Here is a 23,792-nt window from a genome sequence, read left to right as displayed (position 1 = left end):
GGCCGGGAGCAGGGTTTCTGCCTTAGGGTGTTCTTGCCTTTGATGCCCGAACAGGGTGATGGTGTCGCGTGAGGGGTTTCATCATCAACGGTGCAGGCGGGGATCAAGTTGGCGCCCGAAAATGATATTGAACGTCGCGTTCTTGAGCTGGTTGAAGCGGGCCTCCCGGCCGGAGACCCGGAGCGGGGGTGGAATGATAATCCCGGTCGTGTCCGGGCAGAGTTCCTCCGCGCCATCATCATCGGCTACGCCCATAAACCGTCCAGGCCCGTTGGCAGGATACATTTCATGGGTCTGCACATATGCGGTTTGCTCGATCTGACCGGATTGTCCATTCCCGTCGCCCTGACCTTCTCGTCCTGCAAGTTCGACGGCAAGCTTGTCCTGTATAATGCCAAGCTCCGATCGCTCGCCCTCGACCATTGTTTGCTGGAACAGCATTTGTTTGCCGGTCAATGCGAGTTCGACGGTAGCGTATCCTTGCGCAAGGGGCTGATTTGTAATGGAGAGTGCCGCTTCGCCGACGCCGTTATCACCGGCTCGCTCTATATCGAGGACCATGTCAGCTTCCTCAACATAGCGGGCAATTCCGCCTTGGATGATTTCCCGGTTGGTCACGCCATGACCCTGCGCGGTGCCACCGTCGGCGGCTCGATTTTCATTCGTAAGGCGGTCCGAATTCGAGGGTCTTCAAACTTCAAGGGCTTGAGCTGTGGGGGAGATTGCGAGCTGCTGGATGTGGAGTTTTGCAATCCCGGCGACACCGCACTCTTCATGACCAATGCGCGCATAGAGGGCGATTTGATCCTCACCAAACGGCACGGCAGCGTCACGGGCGTCCGGCTCGACAATCAGATGCTACACGCGCGCTTTGTCGGCACGCTGGACCTGCGCGGTGCCTCCTGCCGCCGCCTCGTGGACAGCCCTGAGGCTTGGCCGGGCCGGGGTGAGCTCATTCTCGACGGGTTCGATTATGGCGGATTTCACAATCATGCCCCGGTCGACTTTGCGAGCCGTAAGGCCTGGCTTGAACTGCAACCGACGGCGCATTTGAACGCAGCGCTAAAGCGTCAGCCTTTTGAGCAACTTGTCAGTGCTATGCGCAAAGCCGGGCATGGCGTCGATGCCCAACGGGTCGAGATCGAGAAGAACCGGCTGATCCGCAAAGCCAGCTGGTGCGAGCATTGGTCGGCTCTGTTCAGCCGTCGCGCCGATTGCAACGGTGCGGAAGCAAGGGGCGAGGGCGCTGCGGAAACAGCTCCGGACGATCGTCCATTCATGCGCAAAGCCCTGGGGCTTATTCAGGCGGCCTCGATGTGGTGTTTGCGCATCCTGTTCGACTTCGTGGCCGGATATGGTTATCGGCCCGCGCGCGCGGTTCTGATCGCTGTGGCCCTGATTGGGTTTGGGGCTGTCTTTTTTGATCAGTCCTACAAGGTGGGCGGGTTTGTACCGAATAACCCGTTCATCCTGCGCTCCGAAGAGTGGGCCGAGTGTAGCCGGATCGATCCGGTGCATGTGGCGGAGTGCTGGCGGCGCACACCGCAGGGAGAGGATTTTCCCGACTTTGTTCCGCTAGCCTATGCCGTCGACACCTTTTTCCCGGTCGTCAATCTGCACCAGGAGCCCAACTGGATTCCCCGCGTTGATGGCCCCGTGTTTTTCGTCGGCGGGCACGTTTATATGTGGATACACATCGCGTTCGGCTACATTCTCACGGCATTGGCGGTCGCGGGTCTGACCGGTGCGGTGAAGCGCGAATAGGCCATTCCACCATCAGGTCTTGAACTGCAAAACAGTTTACCTATCTACTGGTAGGTAGCAAGCTGGAGGCCGGATCATGGAACTCAATGCAGACTTTGCCGCACGGGCCGCCGTGCATGATCGTGATAATCCCTGGCGTGCATCGCCCATGGCCGGCGTCGAGCGCAAAATGCTGGACCGCATCGGCGATGAAGTCGCCCGCGCGACCTCCATCGTCCGCTATGCGCCGGGGAGCTCCTTCTCACGGCACACCCATGGCGGCGGTGAGGAGTTTCTGGTGCTTGACGGTGTGTTCCAGGACGAGCATGGCGACTATCCGGCCGGTAGCTATGTGCGCAATCCGCCGGGCACGTCACACACGCCGGGCTCAGCACCGGGCTGTACGATTCTCGTCAAGCTCTGGCAGTTCGATCCGCAGGATCTGACCCAGCTGCGCTACCAGACCGAATTCCCGGACTTCACGGCCGATCCCGCGCGGCCGGGCGTACAGGTCCAGCCCTTGTTTGCCTCGGACAGGGAAGATGTCGCCCATGAGATCTGGGCGGCGGCCTCGGCGGTCAGCATCGACACCGATGGTGGCGCTGAGCTTTATGTTGTTGAGGGCGAGTTCGAGGAGGCGGGAGAGCGCTTTTCGGCCGGCAGCTGGTTGCGTCTGCCCGATGGCTATGAGGCACGCATAACGACGTTGGATCAACCGGTGAAAATCTGGCGCAAGACCGGACATCTGCGCCATATCCGCCTGCCGGAGGCAGGATGATGGCCAAGCGGCTTGTTGTTGTCGGCGCAGGCATGAGCGGCTTGTCGGCTGCGGTGGCGGCCCATGAAGCAGGCTATGCCGTCACCGTTCTGGAGGCCCGGAACCGGCTGGGTGGGCGGATATTGAGCCAGCCCCTGGCGGGCGGCCGCGCCCATGCCGACCTGGGACCGGCCTGGATGTGGCCGGCTTTTCAGCCCAAGCTTGATGCGTTGCGGCGCGCGCTGGATGTTGCTGCCGCCCGCCAGCATGAAACCGGCGCGTTCAGCTTTGAGGATATGGGGCAGGTACAGCGGTTCAGCGCGCCGAGCCGGTATCACGATGCGATCCGTTTCCCCGGCGGGGCGGCCGGGCTGATCGACGGCTTGGCCGGCAAACTACCGGAGGGTTCGATCCGCACCGGTTGGGCGGCGCAAAACGTGCGCGTGGCTGAGGACGTTGAGATCGAAAGTGCTGACGGGGATGTCGTGCGCGCGGATCAGGCGGTTATCGCCCTGCCGCCGCGCCTGGCGCAGGCGCTCAACTGGCAGCCGGGCCTACCGGCCGAGCTGGACCGCGCCATGCAGGCTCTGCCCACCTGGATGGGAGCGCATGCCAAGCTGATCGCGGTCTATGACCGTCCCTTCTGGCGTGAACATGGGCTGTCCGGTAGCGGATCAAGCCGCAATGGTCCGGTCATGGAGGTCGCCGATCAAAGTCCGGAAGACGGATCGCTTGGCGTACTGTTCGCTTTCATCGGCTGGCCAGCCCAGCAGCGCCTGCGTGAAGGCGAGGCATTGACCGGTAAAGTGCTGCAGCAGTTCGGCCGCTTCTTCGGAGAACAGGCGCTTTCGCCGATCGAAACCCATTTCGTCGACTGGTCGCAGGAGCGCTTTACCGCCAATGAGGCGGACGCCAGCTATCGCGGCGGGCATCCGCACTATGGCGGGGCGCTATTCGAGCAAAGCTGGTTTGACGGCCGCATCGCCCTGGCCGGCGCGGAAACGATCAGTGAAAGCGGCGGGCTTATCGAGGGAGCTCTGCTTTCCGGGCAGCGGGCGCTAGCACACCTGGCTCGGCCGCCGGCGCACGCATCAGCGTGAACCAGTCCTTATACCAGGACAGGCGCGACTGGCCGGTCGTGCAATCCGGGCAGGTGCGGCGAATAACATGGCCGAACATGTCCCAGCGGTCGATCTGATGGGGATCCATGAGAGGTCCTTTCGCCGCAAGCATAGCGCATTTGTTCCTTATTAGCTCAAAAAATTTGCGGTTATTGCGCCCCTGTACCGCGAGGCCGGGCGAGGGTAAAAACCGGGACATGATTTCAGCGTGTTGTCCGGGACGGGCAATGCCAGGCGGAGTAGGCGCGTGAGCGGTAACCCGGTTTCCAGTCCGGTTCTTGTCTTCGATTCCGGTCTCGGCGGCCTGTCCGTCGCGGCGGAGATTCGCCAGCGCCGGCCCGACTTGCCGCTGACCTATCTCGCTGACAATGCCGCCTTTCCCTATGGGCTGAAGGCGGACGAATTCCTCAAACAGCGGGTCATTGAGGTGATCGGCGCGGCGGTCGAACGCGACCGGCCGCGCCTCGTTGTCCTGGCCTGTAATACTGCCTCGACCATCGCACTCGACACTCTGCGTGAGGCGCTGGAACTGCCGGTTGTCGGTACGGTACCGGGCATCAAGCCGGCGGCCGAACGTTCCCGCTCCGGCGTGATCGGGGTCCTGGCGACGCCGCGGACCGCGCAGTCCGGCTATATCGACGCGTTGGTCCGCGATCATGGCGACGGGCGTCATTTCATCGTCCAGCCCGCTGAGGGCCTAGCCCGCGAGGCGGAAGCCGTGCTCGCCGGCGCTGCGCCGGATCTCGACCTGCTGCGTGGCCTGCAAGAGGCGATCCTGGCGGCGCCACGCGGCGAAGAGGTGGATACGCTGGTGCTGGGTTGTACCCATTATCCGCTGCTTCAGGCCGAGTTGGAAGCCACCGCGCCGCGTAACTGGAGCTATCTGGATACCGGGGCGGCCATCGCCCGACGGGTCGATGAACTTGCGCCGCAGGCGGGCCAGCCGGCCGCGGCCGACACCGCATTGCTCACCGCTCTGGTCGGACCGGATACGGGCTATGCGAGAGCACTGGCCCGGTTCGGCTTTGAGCTGGATGCGCCATTGCATCGGCCCGCCTGATCGCTACCCTAGCGCCCGGGTATTTGTCTGGGGGGCATAACCCTTTCGTATCGAGGACGTTTTATGCCGCGTCAGTTTTTCTTGGTGTTGAGTGCCTTATTCGTAATGGCCTGCGGGCAGCAGGCTGACACCACACCGCTCCACGCTTCTGTCCAGGAGGTCCAGTCCGCCCACCCCGAACTACCCGGCCTGGCGGTCTGGGTTGAGGGCGGCGAGATGGCGGCCGGTGCAGGGGCCGCCTTTGGACATGCCGACCCTGATGGGCGGGTGCTCAACGCGCAGACGCCGGTGCGCATTGCCAGCAACACCAAAACCTATGTCGCGGCGGCTTATCTGCGGCTTTGGGAAGAGGGGCTCTTGCCTCTCGATGAGCCGATAAACGGTATGATTGATCCAGAGTTCGACCGGCTTTTGAGCGCGGATGGATACCGCACGGATCTGATCACCCCGCGGCATCTTCTGATGCACAATGCCGGCATGCCGGACCATGCGGACGACACCTATGTGGCAGCCGTCTTTGAGGATACGCAGCGGCAATGGACGCGGGCGGATCAGGTTGAATTCCTGACCGCAAACCATGACCCGATCGGCGGTCCTGGCGAGCGCTTCGTCTATTCCGATACCGGCTATATCCTGCTTGGCCGCATGATTGAGCGCGTGACAGGCGAGCCATTGTCTGCGGCGGTGCGGCGCCTGTTGCGCTTTGACGCGCTGGGTCTGGATCAGACCTGGTGGGAGCAGGCCGAACAGGCCGGCGCGGAGGTGCAGCCCCGGGCGCACCAATATCTCGGAGATATGGATACCACCGGATTTAACGGCTCGCTCGACCTCTATGGCGGGGGTGGGCTGATCGCCAGCCCGCGCGACCTGGCGCGGTTCTGGCGCGCCCTGTTCCGCGGCGAGGTGTTTGCCGATGCTGCAACGCTGAACCTGATGATCGAAGCCCCCGGGCAGGTGGCGCCGGAGCGCTATCGCCTGGGCGTTTTCATCGAGACCATTGATGGCGCGACGGCTTATTCCCACAGCGGTTTTTGGGGGACGTATGCCGTTTATATACCCGAGCGCGACCTGGCCATCGCCGCCGTCGTGCTTGATCAGAGTGAGTTTGGCGCCATGCGAGCGCTTGTGCATGAGCTGGCGGCTGATGATCCCGGCTCCCGTGTGGACTGATAAGGAGCGGTTGCAGTGATTTTAGCTTTGCTTGCCGTTTGGATGGTCGCACAGTCGGCCACGGACGCTGACCGTGAGGAAATGGAAGCGGCTTGCCGTCTGAGCGCCGAGGCGGGGGATTGGCAGGTCCAGCTGCGCCATAGTTTCGGGTCGCAGTGGTTCAGTCAGTCGACCCTGTATTACGATTATCTGCACCGCCCGAGCGGGCTGGCATTCTGGCGCAATGACCCTTTCGAGCAGGAGGAGCGCTTCGGCTTTGAACTCAACGCTCTGATCGCGGGCATCTGGCCGCAGGTCTACAACCTGCCCAGCGAGATGGACCCGAGCTATGGCGGTACGCGGCTGTATCAGGGCGTGTTCGAGATCGCTGTCTCTGACGCTGAAGGGTGGGCGTGGGCGCGTGCCGGCCAGCTCATGTATGTGCGGCCGCCGCAGGGCGGTGGCGAATATCATTATCTGATCGCCCCAGAGGATGGCACGGGCGAGGTAGGCGTCCTGCTGGATCATCTTGGCACTCATGGGAGTAGTGGTGGCGTGCTCACAGTCCGTTTTACCGCAGCTGATGCTGAGGCCCGGACCTTGGCGAGCTTTCCCTTGGACCTGGCGAATTTCTCGGACCTCGTCGCGCGCAGCCCCGGCCTTCTGGAAGAGCTGACAGAGACTTGCTTTATTGCTCTGGCCCATCTGCCTTATGAGGGCGATGAGTGAGCGATCGAGCGAGGAAAAGCATGTTGAGAATGGGTAGGATCAGCCCGCGTGCTTTCGTTCTAGCCGCGGGGCTTGTCCAGCTGGCCGTTTCCCCGGCCCAGGCCCAGCCCCAGCCCGATACCGTGCCGGCGGGGCAAGTGCTGGAGCAGCAATTTTCGAACATGGATGACACGGTGCAGGGCGCGCGGATTTACGAGACCCGCTTCGAGCCGGGCGGGCCCGGTATTGCGGCGGTCTATCACTTCAGCTCAGGCGGTGAGGGCGAGGGGCTGCCCAAATTGCTGCACCGGGTTGAATTCGATTGGCATGAGGTCCGGCTGACGGCGCGCGGTACCAGCCTGACCGGAAGTTTTTACCAGTTCGAGTGCCTCGATAATCGCGATTGCGTTACCCATGCGCTGAATACGCCCTACGGACCGTTGAGCACCGGTGCCACCAACCGGTTCGAGCTCTATGAGGCCAGTAATCCGGACTACGCCCCAGAAGCGGTTCGGGACGCCTTTATCGCAATGGGTATGGGCGCGTCCGAGTAGCAAGCGCCGGTCAAAGCCGGGGTGCGCAATAACCCAGCACATGACTCAGTCTTAATCTTGAGCTTTCGCGGGCTCTTCGCTAGTGTGCGTTATGTTATAACATCCTTAATTTATCAAGGGATTTGTCATGAAAGCCGCCATGCTTTTGAGCGCTGCCAGCACCGCTCTTCTTCTTGCTGCATGTTCTCCGCAGGCCGGGGAGACACCTGAAACCGCCGGGGACGCTGCCAGTGAAACCGTCAGCGAGGCCGGGACCGCTACCACGCAAGTTGCCGATGCTGCCGTGCCTGCATCGGATAACCCGCTGCTGTCGGCCTGGAATACTCCGCACCAGGCGCCGCCCTTCGATGCCATTGAGGAGGCCCATTTCCTGCCGGCCTTCGAAGTAGCCCTGGCGGCGCACACGGCCGAGATCGAAGCCATCGCCAGCAATCCGCAGCCGGCAAGCTTTGCCAACACGATGCTGGCCATGGAGCAGTCCGGCGCCCAGCTCGGCCGTATCAGCAGCGTGTTCTTCAACCTGGCCAGCTCGGCCAGTAATGACGAAATCCGCGCCATCCAGCGCGAGATGAGCCCGCGCATGGCCGCGCACTCCGCTTCGATCACGCTCAATGCCGATCTCTTTGCCCGCATCGACAGCCTGTACCAGCAGCGCGAAAGCCTGGGTCTGGAACCGCAGCAACTTCGTTTGCTGGAAGTTACCCACCATGACTTCGTCCGCGCCGGCGCCCAGCTGGAGGGCGATGACCGTCAGCGTTTCGCCGACGTCCGTGCGGGCCTGGCGGGTCTTTACACGCAATTCGCCCAGAACGAGCAGGCGGACCGTGAAAGCTGGACCATGGCACTGGAGGCGGAGGACCTGGAAGGCCTGCCGGACTTCGTCGTGTCCGCGGCTGCCGGTGCTGCTGCTGACCGCGGCCTAGAGGGCCATGTCGTTACCCTGGCGCGCTCCAGCGTAGAGCCCTTCCTGCAAACCTCGCCCAATCGCGAGCTGCGCGAACAGGCATGGCGGGCCTGGACCAGCCGCGGTGACAACGAGAACGCCAATAACAATCACGATACGATCCGCGACATTCTTCGCCTGCGTCTCGAGATGGCCAACCTTCTGGGCTATGAGACCTTCGCGCATTACCGCACCGGTGGCACCATGGCTGGCACACCGCTGGCGGCAACCTCGCTGATGGAGCAGGTCTGGTGGCCGGCCCGTGAACGCGCGCTGGAAGAACAGGCCGATATCGAAGCGCGTATCGCCGCGGCCGGTCTCGACCATGGCGTCATGCCGTGGGACTGGCGCTATTACACCGAACAGGTGCGCGCCGAGCGCTATGATCTCGACCCGAGCGAGGTGAAATCCTACCTCCAGCTCGACAATATGATCGAGGCCCAGTTCTACGTCGCCGAGCGCCTGTTCGGTGTCAGCTTCACCGAGCGCACCGATATGGAAGTCTATCATCCGGACGTCCGCGTTTGGGAGATGACCAATACGGAAGGCGAGGTGATCGGCCTGTTCTACGGTGATTACTTTGCTCGCCCGGGCAAGCGCGGCGGCGCCTGGATGTCCAGCTTCCGCGCCCAGAACGGGATTAGCGGTGATATCCCGATCATCATCAATAACTGTAATTACAACAAGCCGGCCGATGGCGAGCCTGCGCTCTTGTCCTTCATCGATGCGAGCACGCTATTCCACGAATTCGGCCACGGTCTGCACGGTCTGTTGTCCAATACCGAGTATCCCAGCCTGGCCGGGACCGCGGTTGACCGCGACTTCGTGGAATTCCCGGCGCAGATCTATGAACACTGGCTGGAACAGCCTGAAGTGCTCGAGCGCTTTGCCCTTCACTATGAGACCGGTGAGCCGATGAGGCCGGCGCTGCTCGAGCGCGTGCTGGAAGCCCAGACCTTCAACCAGGGCTTTGCCACGGTTGAGTTCCTCAATTCCGGCTTTGTCGATATGGCCTACCATCTCAACACCGAGCCGGGCGATATCGATATCCATGCCTTCGAGGAGGAGGTGCTGAGCAGCCGTCAAAACCTCGACGCCATCCCGATGCGCCACCGCTCCCCGCACTTCCTGCACAGCTTCGCAGGAGAGGGCTATTCCGCCGGCTATTACAGCTATCTCTGGGCCGGCGTTCTGGACAATGACGGGTTCGCGGCGTTTGAGGAAGCGGGCGATATCTTCGATCCGGAACTGGCGCAGAAACTGCTCGACAGCGTTTTCTCGGCTGGTGATACCCTGCCGGCCATGGACGCCTATGTCGGCTTCCGCGGCCGCGAGCCGAGCGTTGAGCCGCTGCTGCGCAATCGCGGGTTCGATACGGACGCTGACGGCTAGAAGATCGCCGCGTCTGAGGACAAATAAAGGCGCGGGCCGGCAGTTGCCGGCCCGCGCTTTTTATGTGCCCGCCGTGATGTGGACCGGTGCCCGTTCTGTGGCTATTCGATGGCCTCGCTGACCGGCGTCGGGGCGGTAAAGTGCGGCGCCTCAAATTGATAAGCTGCTGGCTGAGTCGCTGCTTCGGAGGTGGCGCTGATATCCAGCGTATACATGCCGGAGGAGCACACGCCCGGCGCCTCGGGAATGACGGGGTTGAAGACCATCAGGCCGAGATGCTCGTAGGCCGCCGGATCAACCACACCGGACTGGCCCAGTTCGATGACATCAACCGTGCCGTCGCGATAGCCCAGGGCAACCAGTTCAAGGGCATTATTGCCGTTCAGCGAGATGGTGTGACGGCCATCCAGAGCTAGTTCGAAATAATTCGCGCCGAGCTGTTCCGGGCCTTGTTTCGAGGTCCAGCTTTCCGCCGTGTTGAAGCTGCGATTGAGCGCTACGGGGCGATCAAACAGCGGGGCGAGTTCATAGGCCATGGCAAAATTCTGGGCCCGCCAGCGGCGCAGCGCATCGGGAATGGTCGTGTCGACCTCACCCAGGGTGACCGCCATGGTGTCGAAACCGTCATGGTCGACCGCGTTTTCCCAGATACGGACGACGATGCGCTCGCCATGAACATCGGCGAGGGATTGCAATAGCGTCCACTGGGAATAGTCGAACCCGCCCTGTGTCGTCGTCCAGCACAGATCCGGGCGCTGATAGTCCGTCTCGACATAATCCGTGGCATCCTGGTGATGACCAACGGTAACGGTCTCGATCCAGGACGCTGTGGACTCGTAAAGCCAGTCCAGGCCTTCCTCTGAATCATAGCCAAACTGGACCACATGGGCGAATTCATGGGTCGCGGTGGCCCGCATCAGGCTGTCCACCGGCGCCGTCTTTTCATCAAAGCCCTCGAAATCATTCTCGACGACAAAGACCGTGCGCGAGGCGAGCGGCTCGCGGATATCGCTGGTGTGCGGATTGTCGAACACGGTCTCGACCGGATAGGTCACGCCCATGGAGCCATTGGCGTCGGCGACAAAGGCGCGGTAGAGGCCATCGGCATCGCGCACCGGTTCGCGCCAGCCCATACGGCCGAGCTGTTCATCCAGCGCATGCTGCAGGGCGTCGCCGACACTCTGGGCATAGGCGAGGGTGGTGCTGTCTTCACCGTCCAGGGTGTAATTGACGACGAAATCGTCGGTCCGGAAACTCTGCGGGTCGCCGCTCAGCGTGACAATGGATTCGCGCAGGCCCTGCAGGACCTCCACCACGGACGCCTCGACCCAGGAAAGGGTCAGGCTGAAGCCGCCGGACGAGCCGCTGCCGCTATAGCGGTCGACTTCGACGATGTAATCGCCGGTCGCCGGGGCGGTGTAGGCGAAAGCGGAATTGAGCGAGCCGTCGCCACGATCATCATTCATCGCCACCGGCAGCCCGTCCGGGCCGAGCAGGCGTAGCACCGGGTCGAGATCGCCATCGGCGCGGTCGGCATAGGCATAAAGCGTCTGACCTTCGGCAATAGTGATGTCGCGGCGATAGACCGGGGTGTTGTCGTCGACGCGGCCGGTCTCGGTCGCGATCATCTCGCCATCAAGGGCAGTGAAATCAAACGGCAGTTCGGCATTGGCATCGGTGGCGACGGAGAGGAAGAGCTCGCCCATATCCCGCCCGCTATAGCTGCCCGCCTGCACGGTATATTCACCGGCGGTCTCGACCAGGAAGATGATCTGCGAGTTCAGCGTGCCATCGCCGCGATCATCATTCATGGCGATAACCTCACCGGAGGCATCGAACAGGGTCAGCGTGGTGTCGAGCTCGGGGCTGAGCGCTTCGGTCGAGGCGACCAGGATGTCGCCTTCATTCAGCTGGACCTCGACGTCGCGGGTCAGCTCGCGTCCACTGAAGCGGGTTACGCCTTCTTCCAGGATGACCGCCTCGTCGGAGAGGCCGAAATCGACACCTTCTTCAATGAAGAGCTCGAAATTGCCCGTCGCGCCGCCATAACCGGTAACAGAGGCCGTATAGCTGCCGCTTTGCGGAACGGCGAAAAGGATGAGGGATTGCAGCGTTGTCGGATCGGCATCGTCGTTTTGCGTGATCGGTTTGCCGCCCAGCCCGCTCAGCGTCAGAACGGTATCGAAATTCTCATCCGACTGGGTCGTCAGGGTCACGACTTGGCCCGCTTCCAGCTCAAAAGTGTGAGTAAACTCCGGAGCCGCCTCGGTGACGCTGCCGGCAATACCCTCGCTGTCGCTGGCGCCATGTCCATGCTGGTGATGCGGCGCCGCGTCTGCGCAGCTGCTCGCCCCCAGAGCCGCCATTCCGAAAGCTGCCGGTGCCATAAGCTGAAAACGCATAATGTCCCCCTTTGCGCCCAACCGCACGGGCGCTGTCTGTCGGGCATAGCCTTATATGCGCGATGCAACAAGCCGGAGCGGCGGGCTAGGGCGGTTCCAGGCGCGTCTCGCGGCATCATGAACGGCCTTTAAGTTCGTGACCGCGTTTTAAGATGAACTCCCCGGAGGCGCTGCCTATAAGGCCGCCGGTTTTGATCTGTTTGTGGAAGGGCAGGGGCGATGATGAGTGAAATTTTCAAGGCGTGTTTTCTGGGCGCCGGGCTCTCGGCCCTGGCCGTTCCTGGTACCGCCGCAGCCCATGCGCTGCAGGGTCAGGCGACGCCGGTTCTCACGGCTGAGAATTTCCACGAGACTGTGCTCGCCTATCAACCGGTGCGCCGGGATGATGTTGCCGAGGACGTGTTTGCGCGTGGCCTGTTCTATCTCAATCAGACCAAGGCCGCCGTGAGCGGAAATCCGGACAATTTTGTTCACGTCGACTATTGGAACCTCGCCCTGGCCTTTTATGCGCTGGGCGAGCCGGCGGCGAATACCGGGCTGGCCTTCAGCCTAGCCTTTGAAAGCGATCCGGCGGCGATCTGCGGCTATATCGACGCCGCGCCGCATCCGTTTGAAGCGGCCATTCCGGAGGTCTTTTTCGCCTTTGTCGATGACTGCCCGCAAATCCTTGCTGCGGTGACCCCGTTTGATGTCGAGGCCCATATCGCCGATCACGATTTTGATGCGGACCTGGTCCGGGAAATCCACCAGATTTCGCTTGATGATGCTATGTATCGCCCTGATCTCAACGAGGCCCAACAGGCGCTGGATGCTCAGAACCAGGCCCGGATCGATGCCCTGTTCGAGCGTCATGGCCGCTATATCGGTCGCTCCATGGTCGGAGAAGAGCTGGAGATCGCCATGTTCCTGGTGATCCAGCATTCCAACATTCCCTATATGCGCCGCTATCTGCCCCATGTGCACGCTGCTGTGCGCGAGGGGGAGCTCAGCAATGACCTGGCGCTAAAAATGCTGCTCGACCGGATTTATGGCGCGACGGAGGGCTATCAGTTCTTCGGCAGCCAGGGCTCGACCATCCCGCTCGCGGATGATGAGACGCGGGCGCGCATTATAGCTCAATACGGGATCGAGTAGCGCTCGGCTTGCGGTGCAGCTGCGGGCGTGGGAGGCTGGCCTTGCCGGTATTTCCATCCCGTCTTCGCCCGAGATCCGATGTCCTCTGCCTATCCTTATAAGCGCCAGTATAGCGAGCGCGATCGCCAGATGTTGCAGGTCCTGTTTGAGCAGGATGGTGGCGAGCAAAAGCGCCGGCTGGCGCGCTTGCTCCAACCGATCTGGAGCGATCATCGTCTGGCGGTGGATTCGGTGCGGCTGGATAACGGACCGCGCTGGGTCGAGTTGCGCTATCCGCTGGCTCCGATGCTCTGGTATTGCCGGTTGAAACTAGCGTCAGGTGATGTCGAGTTCCGCTTCGACCGGTCAGAGGATGCACAAGGATTTGCAGCACTCGCCGGGTTGGACGAGCGTGCCGGATCAGTAGCGCTGAGCCTTGAAGCGCCGGAGGCCGGAGCCAGCCTGGCAAAGGCCGGGCAGGCACTGGCGGACAGTTTCAGCTCCAGTTCGCATTCCGCCCTGGTTTTTCCTGAGGCCATAAAGGTCAGCGACTTTATCGACCGGCATTTGCGCAGCCTGCCGGAAGCGGTTCAGGGCCATGGGCCCTATCAGCTCGTAGACTTGCAATATGAGCTCTGCCGGGTCGTCACCGAAGAGAATGTCCTCGACGTGCTGGCACGCGTCGATGCGCGATCAAGGGCTGAGCTGGGCGATGATGATGTCCGTGTGAGCATGGATATGATCCACACCTTGGTGGATGATTGCGGCCACCGCTGGCCTCCACTGCGGCCGCAAATCGAGCGCCGAATGGATATGACGCAGCACGATCCGGTTGAGGATTTCGGAACCGATCTCCTGCCTGTTCTGGATCACCCACCGCTTGATCGGGATGACGTCCTTGGGGATCTGGGGAAGTTCGGACTCTAGCCCTGGGCTTTGGCTCAGCGCGTCTGAAGGCCGTGTGGCAGTTCCGGTTTTGCCTCATCGATCACAATCACGAGTCGGCTTACGCCGTCAGCCTGAACCGGGGGCGAACGGTGCACGACATGCCCGACCTGGCTCGACGGCCAGGTTTTGCCGCGCAGGAAGATCGGCGATCCGGTTGCCACGGTGTCGAAACGAGCCGGCTCGTCTGCCAGGCGCTCGGTATAGCCGAACTGTGTGCCCGGTCCGCGATAGGTGCAGATTAGCCGGGCCCGGACATTGTCTTTGTGGAAGCGGCGGCAGGCGTCGTCACGGACATGTTCGAAACGCAGGTGCACGCGCGAGGCAGCCAGCGTTTGCGCCAGCTGGGTGGCAAGCCCGGCAATGTCCTTTGCCAGCCAGTCGCGGGCCATTGGCTCCAGCCCGCCCCACGTATTGAATACCCGGACCGCGGCCGCTTCAATCTCGCTCAGATTGAGCACCAGGCGGATATCGGCGGCCTTTGCCTTCGGCCAGCCTTCCAGAGCGCGGGCCATGGCGGGCGGGATGGGCCGGTCCCAGATAACCGCCTCTGCGCCGGGATTGGCGAGGGCCGTCAGTCCGCTCAGGTGTTGAACGCGCCGTATCGGTGTGCCGAGGTCGGCGTTGAACGCGTTCTGGGCTATCAGGTTCATGCGGCCGGTTCCGCTTCCTCGGCTCGTTGCCAGCGCGGAAACGGATCTGCCATTTGCGGGATATCATGGGGTGAGTAGGCTTGGATTTCAGGCACAAGCGCGGCGTCCAGACGCGCTTTTAGCTCAGGCCAGTCGATCCCGGCACCAATAAAGACCAGTTCCTGGCGGCGATCACCAAAAGGCTCTTGCCAATGATCCGCCAGATAGGCGTCGACGGCCGGTCCTTCCGGCCATTGGTCCGGCGGTACGCTGGCCCACCAGGTACCGATCGGGGACACACTGGAAAGCGCTCCCGCCATGGAATACTCCGCGACCCATTCCGGGCGTGTCGCCATCCAGAAGTGCCCCTTGGCGCGGATGACGCCGGGCAGAGCGCCGTTCAAGATCGCGTGGATGCGTTCCGGCAGGAAGGGGCGGCGGGCGCGGTAGACATAGGAGGTGACGCCATATTCCTCGGTTTCAGGCGTGTGATCCTCATAGCCATAAAGCTCCTTGGCCCACATCGGATGTTCATGGGCTTTTTCGAAGTCGAACAGGCCGGTATTCAGGATGTCCTCCGCCGGCACGTCGGAATAGTTGGCCTCGAGAATACGGACATCGGCATTCAAGCTGCGAATGATCTTGCGCGCTGCATCAACCTGGTCGGGGCGGGCATCATCGACCTTATTGAGGACGATGACATCCGCGAACTCGATCTGATCTGTCAGCAGGTGCACCAAGGTCCGGTCGTCCTCATCGCCGAGCGACTCGCCGCGGTCCTTGAGAAAGTCGTGGCTGGAAAAATCCCTCAGCAGATTTACCGCATCAACCACGGTGACCATGGTGTCGATCCGCGCGACATCGGACAGGCTATCGCCTTCCTCTGAGCGGAAATCGAAGGTCGCGGCCACGGGCAAAGGTTCCGAAATGCCAGTGGATTCGATCAGCAAGTAATCAAATCGTTTTTCATCCGCGAGGCGGCGGACCTCTGCGAGCAAATCGTCGCGCAAGGTGCAGCAGATACAGCCATTGGACATTTCCACGAGCGTCTCGTCGGTGCGGCTCAATTCCGTTCCGGCCCGGACAAGATCGGCGTCGATATTGACCTCGGACATGTCGTTGACGATCACCGCGACCCGGATGCCCTCGCGATTATTGAGTACGCGGTTGAGCAGGGTGGTTTTTCCGGCGCCAAGAAAGCCGGAGAGCACGGTCACCGGGAGGCGCTTATCGCGGGGAGAGGGCATGGTATTGCGCTTTCTGCTGTGGCGGGGTGGTGCCGCCCGGGAGTTGATGCAATGTTATACTGTAACATGCTAACGACCAACAAGCGTCCCCATGCATGTCGCTTTGTTAATGAAATTCAATGGCAGGGAAATGTCCGGTTTCGACGGGACCTGTAACAAGCTGCACACGCCGGACTGCGTGCGGGATGACCGCGCAGGACATCATAATTCAGTTGAGGGGATGGGTGCTCGGGCACCTGCAAGAGAAGGCATGACCATGAAGCGAGGACTTCGCCAAACCGCAATGCATTTGATCACCGCCAGCGCGCTGGCGCTGACCGCCATGAGCGCTCCGGCGCTGGCGCAGGACGCCGGGGAGGCGGTTGACGAGCGCTATGTCTGGGACCTGACCCCGTTCTACGCGACCCGGGCGGACTGGGAGGCCGAGGTTGAGCGCCTCCAGGGCGAAATCGACGGCATCACCGCTTATCAGGGCCGTCTTGGCGAGAGCTCGGAGATCCTGCTCGAGGCGCTCGATGCGCAGTCGGCATTGTTCAAGGAGGCTTCGCGGCTTTGGACCTATGCCTCCAACCAGCGCAATACCGATCTGAGTGACCCGGATGGCCAGGTCATGGTCGGCCGCCTGTCGGCCATGTTTGGTCTGGCCAGTGCCGCCGGCAGCTTTGTGGCGCCGGAAATTGTCGAGATCGGCGCCGAGCGGATCGAGCAGTTCATCGCTGAGCAGGAGGGGCTGGAGAAGCACGCGCTCGGCTTGCGCAACACGCTGCGCCAGGCGGAACATGTCCTCACCCCGGAAGCCGAAGAGGTTCTCTCGCTGATGGGTAATGCCCTGTCGGCGCCGCAAAATGCCCGCGGTCTGCTGGCCAATGCCGAGATCGACTGGCCCACCATCACACTCAGCGACGGCACCGAGGCCCATCTTACCCCGGCCGGCTATACCCTGCACCGCGAAGACCCGGACCGCGAAGACCGTGAAGCGGTGTTCGACGCTTTCTGGGGCACCTGGTCACAGTATGAGAGCACGTTCGGCGCCAATCTCAACGGTGAGGTCCAGGCCAATGTCGCCATGGCCCGGGCGCGCAATTACGACAATACGCTGCAATACTTCCTGTCCGGCGATAACATCCCGGAGGAGGTCTATCGCACGCTGGTCGAGGTCACCAATGACCGGATCGACGTCCTGCACCGCTATTTCGAGCTGCGCGGCCGCATGCTCGGAATTGAGGACCAGGGCTATCACGACATCTATCCGGCCCTGGTTGAAACCGATCTGACCTTCCCGGTCGAGGAGACCCGCGAACACGTTCTGGCGTCCATGGATGTGCTGGGCGAGGAGTTCTCGCAGACCTTCGCGCAGGCATCGAGCGAGCGCTGGATGCATGTCTATCCGCAGCCGGGCAAATCCTCCGGTGCCTACATGTCCGGCGGCGCCTATGACGTCCACCCGCTCATCCTGCTCAATCACCTGGACAATTATAACAGCGCCTCGACCTACGCCCATGAGTGGGGTCATGCGATGCACCAGGTGCTGACCAATGCGAACCAGCCTTACGAGTTGTCCAATTTCTCGATCTTCACCACCGAGATCGCAGCCATTGCCCAGGAATTGCTGCTGCAGGAGCACATGCTCGAACAGGCCGAAAGCGATGAGGAACGGCTTTTCTATCTCGGCTACGCCCTCGAGCAGATGCGCGGCACTTTCTTCCGCCAGGTCATGTTCTCGGAGTTTGAAGTTGCCATTCACGAGGCCGTCGAACGCGGCGAGGCTCTGACCGGCCCGCGCATGACCGAGATCTACGGTGAAATCCTGCGCCGTTATCATGGGCATGAGGAAGGCGTGTTGGAGATCACCGAGCGTGAGATGATCGAGTGGGCCTATATCCCGCACTTCTATTTCAACTTCTATGTCTACCAGTATGCGACCTCGATCGCCGGGGCGGCCTATTTCGTCGACCAGCTGGAGACCGGTGGGGATGAGGCGCGCGAGACCTATCTCAATTTCCTCAAGGCCGGCGGTTCGGATTATCCGGTCGAGATCCTGCGTGATGCGGGCCTCGATATGACGACGGCGGATCCCTATAACGCCGTCATCGACCGCATGGTCGCCGTGATGGACGAGATCGAAGCCATTCTCGACGCCCGCGAAAACTAGGGCGCGACATCTCGATGAAGGCGCATGCCTGTCCCGGCAAGCCGGGCCGGGTCTGCGCCTTTTTCGACGGCAGCGGTATTTGCACCGGCCGGGTTAAACGCGGATAAGGAGAGGGTCTCTCTCCCCTCCGCAAAGGTGACCCGTTTGAGCCAGGGCGCTTTCGATCCGCAGCATCCCAACACCCTGATCCAGGCCGCCGATCTGTCCGGGCCTATCCTGTATTGCGAGGAAGGGCTGAGCTTTTGGGGCGGGGTGGATGCGCAAAGCGGGACCATACTCGATCAGCACCACCCGCAATGCGGACAGTCGATAGCCGGCAAGGTTCTGATGATGCCGACCTCGCGCGGGTCGTGTACCGGAAGTGCCGTCCTGCTGAGCCTCGCCCTGGCGGGCAAGGCCCCGGCCGCGCTGGTGTTTCGCGAGCCCGAGGACGTCCTGAGCCTGGGGGCCATTATCGCCCGCATCATGTTTGACGCGCGCATTGCCGTGATCCGGCTCGGCGCTGAGGACTATCAGAAGCTGTCCTGCGAAACAGACGCGCAGCTGACCGGCGCTCATCTCACGGCCGGTGATCTCACATTTGAGTTGGGAACCCTGGACCGGTCTGGTCTGAGCCTGTCTGCTGCCGATGAAAACATGCTGGCGGGAGGCGAGGGCGAAGCGGCTCAACTGGCCATGGAGACGATGTGCATCCTGGCGGTCTTGCAGGGCGCCCGGACTTTGATTGATGTCTCCCGCGTTCATATTGATGGCTGCATTTATGCCAGCGAGGCCAATCTGACCTTTGCCCGGGCCATGCAGGCGCGCGGGGCGAGGGTCCGCGTTCCGACCACCATGAATGCGATTTCCGTCGACCTGCCGCATTGGCGCGCCCAAGGCGTCCCGGCCGATTTTGGCGAACCGGCCAGCGCACTGGCCGAAGCCTATCTGGCCATGGGCGCGCGGCCGAGCTTTACCTGTGCGCCTTATCTCCTCAGCGACAAACCGCGGCAGGGGGAGGTGATCGGCTGGTCAGAATCCAACGCCGTAATCTATGCCAACAGCGTGCTGGGTGCGCGCAGCAACAAGCATGCAGACTTTTTCGATCTGATGATTGCCGTCACCGGGCGGGCTCCGGCGTCCGGCGTGTATCTCGATGCCCACCGGCAGGCCCGCCTGGTTCTGGATGTCGACCTGCCGGAGCAAGCCGATGAGAGCGTCTGGCCCCTGCTTGGCTGGCTTGCCGGTCAGCTGGCCCCGGACCGCATCCCGCTGCTCAACGGTCTGGCCGAGCATCATCCCGGACCCGATGACCTCAAGGCAGTGTGTGCGGCCTTTGGGACCACATCCGGCGCGCCCATGCTGCACATGGCCGGTGTCACCCCGGAAGCGGGTGACAGCTACGACCCGTCCCTGCCGCGCCACCGGATCGACCGGGCCGCCCTGCGTCAGGCTTGGCAGGCCTTGAACCAGGGGCCGGCCAAGGTCGATCTTGTGGCCCTCGGCAGTCCGCACCTGTCCGCATCCGAATGCCGGCAGTTTGCCCGTTTGATGGACGGCAATGCGGTGGCTGACGGGGTGAGCGTGATGCTGACGCTGGGCCGGGCGGTCAATGCCGAGATTGAAGAGGACGGGACCCGGGCCGAGCTCGAACGGCTCGGCGTGCAGCTGGTAACCGATGTATGCTGGTGCTCGATCTCCAGGCCGCTCTTCCCGGCCTCGGCCCGCCATATTCTGACCAATTCAGGCAAGTATGCCCATTACGGCCCCAGCCTGTCCGGCTGCAGCCTGCGTCTGGGAAGCCTGGCTGAATGTGCCGTGGCGGCCCGAACCAGCGCGGCGGGGCTGTCTGTGCCAGAGTGGCTGGCCTAGTCTGTCGCGGCCGCCTCGCACTCGCTCTGGGAAAACCCGGCCAGCGCTTCGCACATGGCCTGCGCATCTTCCAGCGCGCCTTGCCACCACTCGGTCAAAGCGATCTGTACCCGGTGCCCGCGTACCAGCATTTCCGCGAATTCGGCATTGGCGCGTATGGCCTCGACATCGACCAGGGTCCGGGTCTGGTAGAAAAAGTCCGGTGCGAACACGTCGGTCGTGCTGTCATAGCGCCAATACGGATCCCAGCTGGCCAGGCGCTGGATATAGACCGACATGCCATTGAGATAGTCGACGGATGCATAGTATTCGGTGATCGCATCGCGCACCTCAGCATCGCCAATACCTGAGAACAGGCCGGAGGCAATAACCTCGTCATAGGCGCTGCGCGGCGGAGCCGCAGGCGGGGCGCGGCCGATGGTGACGATGGCCTGGGCCATGGCGTCATTATCAAACCCGTCCCAATTATCGTCATTCAGCCGGGTCAGCAGTTCCACGCGGCGCGTATTGCCTTCTTCGAACCGGGCGATAGAGCGGCGCAGATAGACAACGGCTTCTTCCGATTCCGACAGCAGGCGATCCAGCGCGGCCGCCTGTTCCGCTCGCTCCAACCGGCTTTCATTCCAGGCATTGATCTGAAAGGCGAGCAGGACACCGACCAGGACGATGACAAAATCGATCGCCACCGCAATCCAGTTCTGGGTGCGCACATGTTCGCTCAGGCGGCGTAACAGCATCGATAACTCCCTCAACCGCCTCGGGTTAGCAGAGACACCGGGGCCGCTCCAACATATTCGAGAGGAACGCGGCCCGGTGATGGACCGGCAAGCAATGGAAAAGGCGCTGCCCGGTCAGACAGCGCTTTGTTCGGTGGCACTAGTAACCTTGGGCTGCGCCATCCTTGCGCATTTCGCTGGCTCCGTAGAGCACGCCGGTTTCCGGATCGCGCAAGATGGCCTGATAGCCGCCAAAGCCACCATTGCCGTCCACGACCTCATGGCCCAGCGCGCTCAGCGCGTCGCGCACGCCTTGCGGCACGCCGCTTTCCACCGAGAGCACACCGACGCCTGCCGTCTCACCGGCCTGACCCGTTTCCGAGGTCGAGCCGTCATGACGCCAGCGTGCTGCATCGCCGGCCTGCTGGATGTTGAGCCCGAAATCGATCACCGAGGTGATGATCTGGACATGCCCCTGGGGCTGCATGGCGCCGCCCATCAGGCCGAAGCTCATGAAGGCCTCGCCATCGCGCGTGATCATGGCCGGGATGATGGTGTGGAAGGGGCGTTTGCCGGGCTCGTAGACATTGGGATGGTCCGTATCGAGGCTGAACAGCTCGCCGCGGTTTTGCAGCATGAAGCCGAGACCGTCCGGGACCAGGCCGGAACCCATACCGCGGAAATTGGACTGGATCAGCGAGACCATCATGCCATTGCTGTCGGCGACGGTGAGATAGGTCGTATCGCCGTCCTCGATGATGGACGGATCGCCATGGGTGACGTTTTCCATCGCGGCGTCGGAGGAGATCAGTTGCCGCCGGGTGTCGGCGTATTCGTCGCTGATAAGCTCGGCATAGAGTGCGGCCGGGTCGGCTTCGTCGTAGAAGGCGGGATCGGAATAGAAGCGGGCCCGGTCCTCAAAGGCCAGGCGCTTGGCTTCAACCATCAGGTGGATGGCCTCCGCACTCATAAAGCCCATGGAAGCGAGGTCGTAGGCTTCCAGGGTCTGCAGCATTTGCAGCGCGGCGATGCCCTGACCCTGCGGCGGCAATTCCCAGACATCATAGCCGCGATAATTGACGCTGAGCGGCTCGACCCATTCGGTGCGATGCGCGGCGAGATCATCATAGGAGATCCAGCCGCCAATCCGCTCCATATAGTCATTGATCGTCTGCGAGATCGGGCCGTCATAGAAGGCATCGCGGCCACCTTCGGCGATCAAGCGATAGGTGTTGGCCAGATCGGGATTGCGGAAAATCTCGCCCTCGCGCGGGGCATCGCCATCCTCGGTCAAATAGGTCGCCTGGGCATTGGCGAACTCCTCGAACTCGCCGTTCGCGAAACGGCCATCGAGGATGCGCATATTGCGCTCCCAGTAATAGGCGATGGTCTCGGTCAGCGGGAAACCGGTTTCGGCATAGCGAATGGCCGGGGCGAGAATCTCGTCCATCGGCATGGAACCGAAGCGTTCATGCATGGCGAACCATCCATCCACCGTGCCCGGTACAGAAACCGGCATGGCGCCCAGGGGCGGTATCGCATTGCCAGCGCCCAGGGTCTCAACGACCGTGTCATAGCTCAGCCCCATGGGCGAACGGCCGGCACCGTTAATGCCATAGACCTGGCGCGTCTCGGGATCCCAGATGATGACGAAGATATCACCACCAATGCCGTTCCCGGTGGGTTCCATCAGGCCGATCGCCGCATTGGCGGCAATGGCCGCGTCAACCGCATTGCCGCCGGACTGGAGGACATTGATCGCGACCTGGCTGGCGAGCGGATGAGCGGTGGCCGCCATGCCTTGTGTCGCGGTGGTCACCGAGCGGGTGGCAAACTGGTCGCCGCTGACCCGGTCCCCCGGATAGGCCTGGGCACTGGCGGCGGTCCCTGAATCGAGGGCGGCCATAAGCGCGGCCGCGCTCAAAGCGGTGACGGAATTCTTCATGATGCTCCCCTTGCGTAACGCGTTGCGACTGGCGGCAACAGCCGGCCAAGATAGCGCGCCCTTTCGCTGGGTCCACATCTCTACCCTGGTGTCGCCGGGAGCGGGATGAAGCCGGCATTTGTCCCCATTGCGCCAGCACTCAATGCCGGGCAGTTAGGTCACTCATGGTGAGCGCGGAAAACCTTGGGGGCGCATGAAATGAGAGTTTTGGCTTTTCTGCTGGCTGTTCTGGGGGGCAATCAGGCGGTGGCTCAGGATGTTGATCCGCGGGCCCGCGTGGCGGCCTTCGACCGTGAGAGCCGGGTGCCCGATCATATCGGCGAGCCGGTTGGTCCGGCGCCCACAACGCACGCCTATGAGGGCGCGCTTGAAACACGCAAAATCTATCGCATCGAGGCCAATCCCGGAGCCGGGTTTCACTGGCCCTATTTCCTGCTTTTGCCCAACCACGTGCCAGCCGGACATCCGGTGTTGATCGAGCCGAATAATGACGGGCTCTGGGGCGCTCCGCAGGAAACCCATGAGTACTGGGCCGCCATGCGCAATGAGCAGCTATATGTCGATTTCGGCCGCCATCTGAACACGCCGATGCTCACCCCGGCGTTTCCGCGACCACTGGTCGATAATGGAAATGGCAATCTCTATATTCATGCCCTGACAGAAGCGGCGATGCGCTCGGACGATCCGCGCTATGCGCGTCCGGACCGGCAGTTGATCGCCATGCTGGACGATGCCCGCGCCAAGCTTAGCGCCAGCGGTTTTGAAACCAGCGAAGACGCCCTGTTCTGGGGCTTCTCGGCGGCCGCTGATTTTGTCACCCGCATAACCGTGCTGCATCCTGAGCGCGTTCGCGCTGTTGTGGCAGGTGGTGCGGGCGGTTTGCCCATCCTGCCGCTGGAGGCCTATCAGGGCGAGGCGCTTACCTTCCCGGTCGGGGTATCCAACCTGGATCAGATCGCCGACGGTCCGCTCAATGCCGACGCCTTGCGCGCGACGCCCGTCCTCCTGTTCCAGGGCGGTGCCGATGAGAACGACTCCATCACCGAACCGCCTTTCAGCTGCGATGAATTCGGCTCGGACAGTTATAGCTGCGAGCAGGCGCTGTGGGTGAATGATGTGTTCGGCGCGTCGACCGTTGAACGTGTCCCGCATGTGGCAGAGATCTATCGCGAGTTCGGCATGGTCGATTTCAACTCCATCATCCTGCCCGGTATTGAGCACTGGACGCCAAAGACCATGGAAGAGGCCATGCGTGGCTATTTCGCCTGTGTCATCGATGGCGGTGAGGGATGTGCCGGTCAGGTCGAGGTGCCGGACCTCACGGTCGCGCTGCAAGAACAGGCCGCACGCGGCCGATAGACC

The 23,792-nt window shown here is 62.2% G+C and carries 19 protein-coding genes; 13 read left to right on the top strand and 6 right to left on the bottom strand.

Annotated features, from left to right (window positions below):
- Nucleotides 1–84 precede the first annotated feature (84 nt).
- Entirely contained in the window at nucleotides 85–255 is a 171-nt protein-coding gene (locus Q1V57_RS00525) for a hypothetical protein (RefSeq protein WP_300526842.1), read from the bottom strand.
- A gap of 33 nt (nucleotides 256–288) precedes the next feature.
- On the opposite strand from Q1V57_RS00525, the gene Q1V57_RS00520 reads away from it, so the two are divergent.
- The 8 genes from Q1V57_RS00520 to Q1V57_RS00485 all read left to right on the top strand — a co-directional run bounded on the left by Q1V57_RS00520 (nucleotide 289) and on the right by Q1V57_RS00485 (nucleotide 9,427).
- Nucleotides 289–1,764 (top strand): hypothetical protein, encoded by a 1,476-nt coding sequence (locus Q1V57_RS00520; protein ID WP_300526841.1) that lies wholly within the window; start codon nucleotides 289–291, stop codon nucleotides 1,762–1,764.
- 76 nt (nucleotides 1,765–1,840) lie between these two features.
- Nucleotides 1,841–2,521: a cupin domain-containing protein gene (locus tag Q1V57_RS00515; protein WP_300526840.1), complete on the top strand. Its 681-nt coding sequence runs from the start codon at nucleotides 1,841–1,843 to the stop codon at nucleotides 2,519–2,521.
- Nucleotides 2,521–3,600, top strand: coding sequence for an NAD(P)/FAD-dependent oxidoreductase (locus Q1V57_RS00510; protein WP_300526839.1), 1,080 nt, complete (start codon nucleotides 2,521–2,523; stop codon nucleotides 3,598–3,600). Before Q1V57_RS00515 ends, Q1V57_RS00510 begins: the two co-directional genes overlap by 1 nt.
- Nucleotides 3,601–3,868: 268 nt before the next feature.
- Nucleotides 3,869–4,681 (top strand): glutamate racemase, encoded by an 813-nt coding sequence (murI, locus tag Q1V57_RS00505; protein ID WP_300526838.1) that lies wholly within the window; start codon nucleotides 3,869–3,871, stop codon nucleotides 4,679–4,681.
- A 63-nt stretch (nucleotides 4,682–4,744) separates the two neighbouring features.
- On the top strand, nucleotides 4,745–5,851 hold the full coding sequence (locus Q1V57_RS00500) for a serine hydrolase domain-containing protein (RefSeq protein ID WP_300526837.1): 1,107 nt from the start codon (nucleotides 4,745–4,747) through the stop codon (nucleotides 5,849–5,851).
- Between the two features lie 15 nt (nucleotides 5,852–5,866).
- Nucleotides 5,867–6,559 (top strand): hypothetical protein, encoded by a 693-nt coding sequence (locus Q1V57_RS00495; RefSeq protein ID WP_300526836.1) that lies wholly within the window; start codon nucleotides 5,867–5,869, stop codon nucleotides 6,557–6,559.
- Nucleotides 6,560–6,588: 29 nt separating this feature from the next.
- On the top strand, nucleotides 6,589–7,092 hold the full coding sequence (locus Q1V57_RS00490; RefSeq protein ID WP_300526835.1) for a hypothetical protein: 504 nt from the start codon (nucleotides 6,589–6,591) through the stop codon (nucleotides 7,090–7,092).
- Nucleotides 7,093–7,219: 127 nt separating this feature from the next.
- Nucleotides 7,220–9,427, top strand: coding sequence for a M3 family metallopeptidase (locus Q1V57_RS00485; RefSeq protein WP_300526834.1), 2,208 nt, complete (start codon nucleotides 7,220–7,222; stop codon nucleotides 9,425–9,427).
- 101 nt (nucleotides 9,428–9,528) lie between these two features.
- Here the strand turns inward: Q1V57_RS00485 and Q1V57_RS00480 are convergent, their stop codons facing one another.
- A complete protein-coding gene (locus Q1V57_RS00480; protein WP_300526833.1) occupies nucleotides 9,529–11,829 on the bottom strand; it encodes a DUF6055 domain-containing protein in 2,301 nt (766 codons plus the stop codon).
- A gap of 219 nt (nucleotides 11,830–12,048) precedes the next feature.
- Here Q1V57_RS00480 and Q1V57_RS00475 point away from each other — a divergent pair, with 219 nt between their 5' ends.
- Nucleotides 12,049–12,963, top strand: coding sequence for a hypothetical protein (locus Q1V57_RS00475; RefSeq protein WP_300526832.1), 915 nt, complete (start codon nucleotides 12,049–12,051; stop codon nucleotides 12,961–12,963).
- A 78-nt stretch (nucleotides 12,964–13,041) separates the two neighbouring features.
- Nucleotides 13,042–13,869 carry a hypothetical protein gene (locus Q1V57_RS00470; RefSeq protein ID WP_300526831.1) on the top strand — a complete coding sequence of 276 codons (828 nt, stop codon included), beginning with the start codon at nucleotides 13,042–13,044 and terminating at the stop codon, nucleotides 13,867–13,869.
- Nucleotides 13,870–13,883: 14 nt separating this feature from the next.
- Here Q1V57_RS00470 and Q1V57_RS00465 read toward each other — a convergent pair whose 3' ends face one another.
- The gene (locus tag Q1V57_RS00465) at nucleotides 13,884–14,540 is read right to left on the bottom strand and encodes a DUF1826 domain-containing protein (protein WP_300526830.1); all 657 of its coding nucleotides are present in this window, start codon (nucleotides 14,538–14,540) and stop codon (nucleotides 13,884–13,886) included.
- Nucleotides 14,537–15,766: a GTP-binding protein gene (locus tag Q1V57_RS00460; protein ID WP_300526829.1), complete on the bottom strand. Its 1,230-nt coding sequence runs from the start codon at nucleotides 15,764–15,766 to the stop codon at nucleotides 14,537–14,539. Before Q1V57_RS00460 ends, Q1V57_RS00465 begins: the two co-directional genes overlap by 4 nt.
- Before the next feature lie 283 nt (nucleotides 15,767–16,049).
- Between Q1V57_RS00460 and pepF the strand changes: the two genes are divergently transcribed.
- On the top strand, nucleotides 16,050–17,918 hold the full coding sequence (pepF, locus tag Q1V57_RS00455; RefSeq protein WP_300526828.1) for an oligoendopeptidase F: 1,869 nt from the start codon (nucleotides 16,050–16,052) through the stop codon (nucleotides 17,916–17,918).
- Between the two features lie 144 nt (nucleotides 17,919–18,062).
- Nucleotides 18,063–19,769, top strand: a complete 1,707-nt coding sequence (locus tag Q1V57_RS00450) for an aconitase X (RefSeq protein ID WP_300526827.1) — start codon at nucleotides 18,063–18,065, stop codon at nucleotides 19,767–19,769.
- On the opposite strand, the gene Q1V57_RS00445 is transcribed toward Q1V57_RS00450, so the two are convergent.
- Both Q1V57_RS00445 and ggt read right to left on the bottom strand, forming a co-directional pair.
- The gene (locus Q1V57_RS00445; protein WP_300526826.1) at nucleotides 19,766–20,506 is read right to left on the bottom strand and encodes a hypothetical protein; all 741 of its coding nucleotides are present in this window, start codon (nucleotides 20,504–20,506) and stop codon (nucleotides 19,766–19,768) included. The two genes, Q1V57_RS00450 and Q1V57_RS00445, sit on opposite strands and share 4 nt — an antisense overlap.
- Nucleotides 20,507–20,645: 139 nt before the next feature.
- Nucleotides 20,646–22,391, bottom strand: a complete 1,746-nt coding sequence (ggt, locus tag Q1V57_RS00440; protein ID WP_366145044.1) for a gamma-glutamyltransferase — start codon at nucleotides 22,389–22,391, stop codon at nucleotides 20,646–20,648.
- Nucleotides 22,392–22,628: 237 nt separating this feature from the next.
- Here ggt and Q1V57_RS00435 point away from each other — a divergent pair, with 237 nt between their 5' ends.
- Complete coding sequence (locus tag Q1V57_RS00435; protein ID WP_300526824.1) at nucleotides 22,629–23,789, top strand: hypothetical protein; 1,161 nt, start codon at nucleotides 22,629–22,631, stop codon at nucleotides 23,787–23,789.
- The last annotated feature ends 3 nt before the right edge of the window (nucleotides 23,790–23,792 follow it).

Source organism: Maricaulis sp. (assembly GCF_030149425.1).
Taxonomy (GTDB): Bacteria; Pseudomonadota; Alphaproteobacteria; order Caulobacterales; family Maricaulaceae; genus Maricaulis.
Note: the sequence above shows the minus strand (reverse complement) of the source record. Positions and strands in the feature narration are given on the sequence as shown.

Excerpts from the sequence above, each read along its gene's own strand:
- Q1V57_RS00525 (WP_300526842.1), bottom strand. The coding sequence starts at position 255 with ATGGGCGTAGCCGATGATGATGGCGCGGAGGAACTCTGCCCGGACACG.
- Q1V57_RS00520 (WP_300526841.1), top strand. The coding sequence starts at position 289 with ATGGGTCTGCACATATGCGGTTTGCTCGATCTGACCGGATTGTCCATT.
- Q1V57_RS00515 (WP_300526840.1), top strand. The coding sequence starts at position 1,841 with ATGGAACTCAATGCAGACTTTGCCGCACGGGCCGCCGTGCATGATCGT.
- Q1V57_RS00510 (WP_300526839.1), top strand. The coding sequence starts at position 2,521 with ATGGCCAAGCGGCTTGTTGTTGTCGGCGCAGGCATGAGCGGCTTGTCG.
- Q1V57_RS00500 (WP_300526837.1), top strand. The coding sequence starts at position 4,745 with ATGCCGCGTCAGTTTTTCTTGGTGTTGAGTGCCTTATTCGTAATGGCC.
- Q1V57_RS00490 (WP_300526835.1), top strand. The coding sequence starts at position 6,589 with ATGGGTAGGATCAGCCCGCGTGCTTTCGTTCTAGCCGCGGGGCTTGTC.
- Q1V57_RS00485 (WP_300526834.1), top strand. The coding sequence starts at position 7,220 with ATGAAAGCCGCCATGCTTTTGAGCGCTGCCAGCACCGCTCTTCTTCTT.
- Q1V57_RS00480 (WP_300526833.1), bottom strand. The coding sequence starts at position 11,829 with ATGCGTTTTCAGCTTATGGCACCGGCAGCTTTCGGAATGGCGGCTCTG.
- Q1V57_RS00475 (WP_300526832.1), top strand. The coding sequence starts at position 12,049 with ATGATGAGTGAAATTTTCAAGGCGTGTTTTCTGGGCGCCGGGCTCTCG.
- Q1V57_RS00470 (WP_300526831.1), top strand. The coding sequence starts at position 13,042 with ATGTCCTCTGCCTATCCTTATAAGCGCCAGTATAGCGAGCGCGATCGC.
- Q1V57_RS00465 (WP_300526830.1), bottom strand. The coding sequence starts at position 14,540 with ATGAACCTGATAGCCCAGAACGCGTTCAACGCCGACCTCGGCACACCG.
- Q1V57_RS00460 (WP_300526829.1), bottom strand. The coding sequence starts at position 15,766 with ATGCCCTCTCCCCGCGATAAGCGCCTCCCGGTGACCGTGCTCTCCGGC.
- pepF (WP_300526828.1), top strand. The coding sequence starts at position 16,050 with ATGCATTTGATCACCGCCAGCGCGCTGGCGCTGACCGCCATGAGCGCT.
- Q1V57_RS00445 (WP_300526826.1), bottom strand. The coding sequence starts at position 20,506 with ATGCTGTTACGCCGCCTGAGCGAACATGTGCGCACCCAGAACTGGATT.
- ggt (WP_366145044.1), bottom strand. The coding sequence starts at position 22,391 with ATGGCCGCCCTCGATTCAGGGACCGCCGCCAGTGCCCAGGCCTATCCG.
- Q1V57_RS00435 (WP_300526824.1), top strand. The coding sequence starts at position 22,629 with ATGAGAGTTTTGGCTTTTCTGCTGGCTGTTCTGGGGGGCAATCAGGCG.